This window comes from Frankia sp. AiPs1, assembly GCF_023716945.1.
GTDB lineage: Bacteria > Actinomycetota > Actinomycetes > Frankiales > Frankiaceae > Frankia.
In genome coordinates, this window is record NZ_JAMQQF010000540.1 from 1 (window position 1) to 4,110 (window position 4,110).

The window sequence follows — 4,110 nt, forward strand, 5'->3', positions numbered from 1 at the left end:
AGGTGGGCCGCTGACGGCGCCGCCGCCGGTGCCCCGGCGGGGCGCGGGACGGCCCGGTGAGCGGACCGGCGCCCGCCGGGCAGGCGGACCCGGCCCGGTCGGCCGGAACCGAACTGGTCTGGTACGCAAGCTACGGCTCCAACATGCGCATGGCCCGGCTGACGTACTACCTCGCCGGCGGCTGCCCGCCGGGCAGCGACCACCGCCATCCCGGCTGCCGCGATCCCCGCCCGCCGCGCCTGGCGGTCCCGGTCATGCTGCCCGGTGCCATGTACTTCGCGTTGGAGTCGCGGATCTGGACGGGTGGCATCGCCTTCTACGACCCGGCGGCCCCCGGGCAGGCCGCGGGCCGGGCCTACCTGCTCACCGCCGGGCAGTTCGCCGACGTCGCCGCCCAGGAGATGCACCGCGCCCCCGACGTCGACCTCGACCTCGACCTGGCCGCCGTGCTGCGCACCGGTCGGACCCGGGTGGGGCCGGGCCGCTACGAGACGCTGGTGCTCGTCGGCCACCGCGGCGGCGTTCCCGTTCTGACGTTCACCGCGCCGTGGTCGCTGGCCGACGTGCGCCCCACCGTGCCGTCGGCCGGCTACCTGGCCATGCTCGCCGCCGGCCTGCGCGAGGCGCACGGCTGGTCGCCGGCCCGGATCGCCGCGTATCTGGCGGCCCGGCCCGGAGCCGCCGGGGCGTGGCAGGCCGCGGACATCGAACGGCTCGTCGAGTAGCTCGCCGGCCGAACAGGCTGGCCGGGACCAGGGCCTTGCCGGGAGCGGGCCTTGCCGGGAGCGGGGAGTTTTGCCGGCGGTAGGGGCGACCGGGCTGTTCTGCAGAGTCCCGTCCGGGGTGCGCGTGGCGAGCCGGCCAGTGAGGTCGACACCCGCGGCCCGGTCATTCAGCAAGATAATCAACACCGTTGACGAGATCTCCGGCCCCAAACTTGATCTTGATTGCCGCATTGCACCGTCGACGATTGACCGCCGCCGCGTGGTTGCCTCCCGTCAGAAAAGTGATCTGGCTGACACCGTTAACTGTTCCTACTAAGTTCACTGACTGGAACTTGGGGAGCGGATGCGCGGCGAGGAGGAGCGGACAATGAGCAGACCGTTCGAGGGCGTGAGCGTCGTCGAGATCGCTGGCTGGACCTTCGTGCCCGCCGCGGGCGCGATCCTCGCCGATCTCGGCGCCGACGTCGTCAAGGTCGAGCCGCCCACCGGCGACCCGCAGCGCCTGCTGCGCAACCTGCTCAACCAGGACGACAGCGGGCCGAACCCGTTCCTGGAGATCCCCAACCACGGCAAGCGCAGCGTCACCCTAGACCTCACCACCTCGGCCGGTCGCGAACTGCTGTTACGCCTGGTCGCCGACGCCGACGTGTTCCTCACCAGCTACCTACCGGCGTTGCGGACCCGCCTCGGCATCGACGTCGACGACCTGCGGGCGGTGAACCCCCGGCTGGTCTACGTGCGCGGCAGCGGCTGGGGCAGCCGTGGCCCGATGGTCAACACGGGCGGCTACGACTCGGCGGCGGCCTGGTGCAGCTCGGGGACCCTGCACAAGCTCACCGGCGCCGCCGACGACGATCCGGTCGCCCAGCCGGCCGCCTTCTACGACCTGCAGGGCAGCAACACGATCGCCGGCGCGGTCGCCATGGCCCTCTACCGCCGGGAGCGGACGGGGGAGACCGCCGTCGTCGACGTTTCCCTGCTCAACACCGGCATGTGGGCGCTGGGCGCGGACATCGCCGCCGCGCCGTTCAGCGGCGAGGTGCCGCGGGCCGACCGCCGCGCCCCGGGAAACCCGATCGCCAACTACTACCGGACGAAGGACGGGCGCTGGATCAACCTGGTCTGCCTGCAGGCCGACCGGTTCTGGGACGAGCTGTGCCTGGTCCTCGACCGTCCCGAGCTCGTCGCCGACCCGCGGTTCCTCGACGCCGCCGCCCGCTACACCCACAACCGTGCCTGCGTCGAGGTGCTCGACGGCATCTTCGCCGAGCGCACCCTCGACGAGTGGCGCGTGACCCTGGCCGGGTTCTCCGGGGTGTGGGCGCCCGCCCTGACCCCCGCCGAGGTTCACGATCACGTGCAGGTCCGGGAGAACGGATACCTCTGCGAGCTGACGGCCGAGGACGGCACTCCGTTCCGGGTGGTCGCCCCGCCCTACCAGTTCGACGGCGAACCCGCCCGCGCCAGCACCCGCGCCCCCGACCTTGGCGCCCACAACGCCGAGGTGCTGCGCGGTCTCGGCCTCGACGCCGCCACCGTCGACGACTACCGCGCCCAGGGCGCCTTCGGCTGAAGTCCCTGCGGCCCGAGGCCGGATCCGCGCCGGGTCTGCCTGCTGCCCGCCGGGATGGCGCTGCCCGGCGAGAGCCGGGATGGTGCTGCCCGCCGGCACCGGCCTGCGCGGCCGACGGGGTCAGCGGCCGCACGCGGCCGGTGACATCATGGGCGGATGCTCACCCTCCGTGCCCGAGTCGGTGGCCGAATTAACGCGGAGGAAGTCTGAGTTAATTTTGGATGAATCCTGGTGTGCAACTCTGAGGTATGCAGACAGGCGGTGTTCCCGAAACCGAGATCGTGACCATGGTCGCGTCCATCGACGATATTCCCAGCATGGAGCAGACCGACGCGATGCTGGCAGAACTGCGCAGGCTTCCCCGAAGCGTGGACACGGTGAAGCTGATCGACGACCTGTTGGAGCTCAGATCGCTACTCGGCGCGCGCTGAGAACGCGCGCCGAGTAGCGAATAAAAACTAAGAACTGGGCGATGCACCGGCCACCCGGCGGCGCGCCGGGAATGGCCGGCTTGAGCCTAAGAGGCTACTGCTGGGCGCCGAACGGCTGACCCTGGTTGCCCTGGTTCTGGTTGCCCAGGTTTCCGAGGTTGCCCTGGTTGCCCTGGTTGCCCTGCTGGCCGCCGCCGAAACGCTCGCCGCCGCCGCCGCCGCCGATGCCGCCCTGGCCGCCACCGACGCCCGCCAGCTCACGCAGGCGGTTCTCGACGTAACGCTCGCTGTGGTGCGTCTTGTCCGCGATGCGCGCGACGAGGTCCTCGATGTCAGTGGCGGCGTCGAGGTCCGCCGTGCTGACCTGGCCGAACTGGTCAAGGATGCGGTAGCGGATCTGCCGCCAGTTCTGGCGCAGCTGCTGCTCCACCTGCTGGCGCTGCTGCTGCTGGTCCTGCTGGCTCATTCTTTGATCCTTCCGGTCATTTTCCGAACGCGCTGGAGGTGCGGAGGGGACGCTACCTCAGCCTGTTCGGGCAGCGCCAAACCGACGTGGAATTAGAATGTCTGCACCCAGCTCCGGGCATCTGGCACCACAAACGGAACCGTCCCGGACGGGTGTCTGCGCCGGAATTCAAGGCGCAAAGACGCACAACGAGGACCGGCCGTCGCCCGTTTACAGTTCTCCTGGCGCGTCTCGTCCGGAGCGCCCGGCCCCGGCCACTGCGCTCGGTTGATGCCCTCATGGCGTGTTCAGCTGTTCCAGGCCGCGGGTACACGGGTCGTATGTCGTCAGCATCCCGATCTGTGCCGGCTGCCGAACGCGGCGCCACCGGTGTCGCCAAGCGGATCTTCCTCGTCGGGCTGATGGGCTCGGGCAAGTCGACGGTGGGCCGGGCACTCGCGGACCTGCTCGACCGGCCCTACCTGGACAACGACGCCCTGCTTGCGCAGCGGACCGGACTCGACGCGCCTGCCCTGGCCGACCTGGGCCGCGCAGCCCTGCACGACCAGGAGTCGCGGCAGCTTCACGCCCTGCTCGACGCCCCGGCGCCGTATGTCGCCGGGATCGCGGCCAGCGTCGCCGACAACCCCGACGATCTCGGCCGCATCGCTGCCGCCGGCCGCGTGGTCTACCTGCGGGCGACCCCGGCGACCCTGGCCCGGCGGGTCGGCCATGGCCAGGGCCGGCCCTGGGTCGGCGGCGATCTGCTGAGCACCCTGAGTGAGATGTTCGCCACGCGCGACGAGGCCTTCCGCCGCGTCGCGCACGTCGTGGACACCGACGGCCGCGACCCGCGCGAGATCGCCGCCGAGCTCACCCGCCTGCTCGGCGCCGGCTGATCGCCGCCGGGGTGGACGCGGCGCGGGTGCGTGGTCT

General features: G+C 71.3%; 5 protein-coding genes. 4 read left to right on the forward strand and 1 reads right to left on the reverse strand.

The features are described 5' to 3' along the window. Nucleotides 1–56: 56 nt before the first annotated feature. From ND748_RS26935 to ND748_RS26945, 3 genes are all read left to right on the forward strand, one after another. Complete coding sequence (locus ND748_RS26935; protein WP_251749019.1) at nucleotides 57–725, forward strand: histone deacetylase; 669 nt, start codon at nucleotides 57–59, stop codon at nucleotides 723–725. Nucleotides 726–1,092: 367 nt separating this feature from the next. Continuing rightward, the gene (locus ND748_RS26940) at nucleotides 1,093–2,298 is read left to right on the forward strand and encodes a CaiB/BaiF CoA-transferase family protein (RefSeq protein WP_251749020.1); all 1,206 of its coding nucleotides are present in this window, start codon (nucleotides 1,093–1,095) and stop codon (nucleotides 2,296–2,298) included. 281 nt (nucleotides 2,299–2,579) lie between these two features. Then, nucleotides 2,580–2,729: a hypothetical protein gene (locus ND748_RS26945; protein ID WP_251749023.1), complete on the forward strand. Its 150-nt coding sequence runs from the start codon at nucleotides 2,580–2,582 to the stop codon at nucleotides 2,727–2,729. Between the two features lie 94 nt (nucleotides 2,730–2,823). On the opposite strand, the gene ND748_RS26950 is transcribed toward ND748_RS26945, so the two are convergent. Beyond that, on the reverse strand, nucleotides 2,824–3,195 hold the full coding sequence (locus tag ND748_RS26950; protein ID WP_251749021.1) for a hypothetical protein: 372 nt from the start codon (nucleotides 3,193–3,195) through the stop codon (nucleotides 2,824–2,826). Between the two features lie 341 nt (nucleotides 3,196–3,536). Between ND748_RS26950 and ND748_RS26955 the strand changes: the two genes are divergently transcribed. Continuing rightward, on the forward strand, nucleotides 3,537–4,073 hold the full coding sequence (locus ND748_RS26955; RefSeq protein WP_251749022.1) for a shikimate kinase: 537 nt from the start codon (nucleotides 3,537–3,539) through the stop codon (nucleotides 4,071–4,073). Nucleotides 4,074–4,110 lie beyond the last annotated feature (37 nt).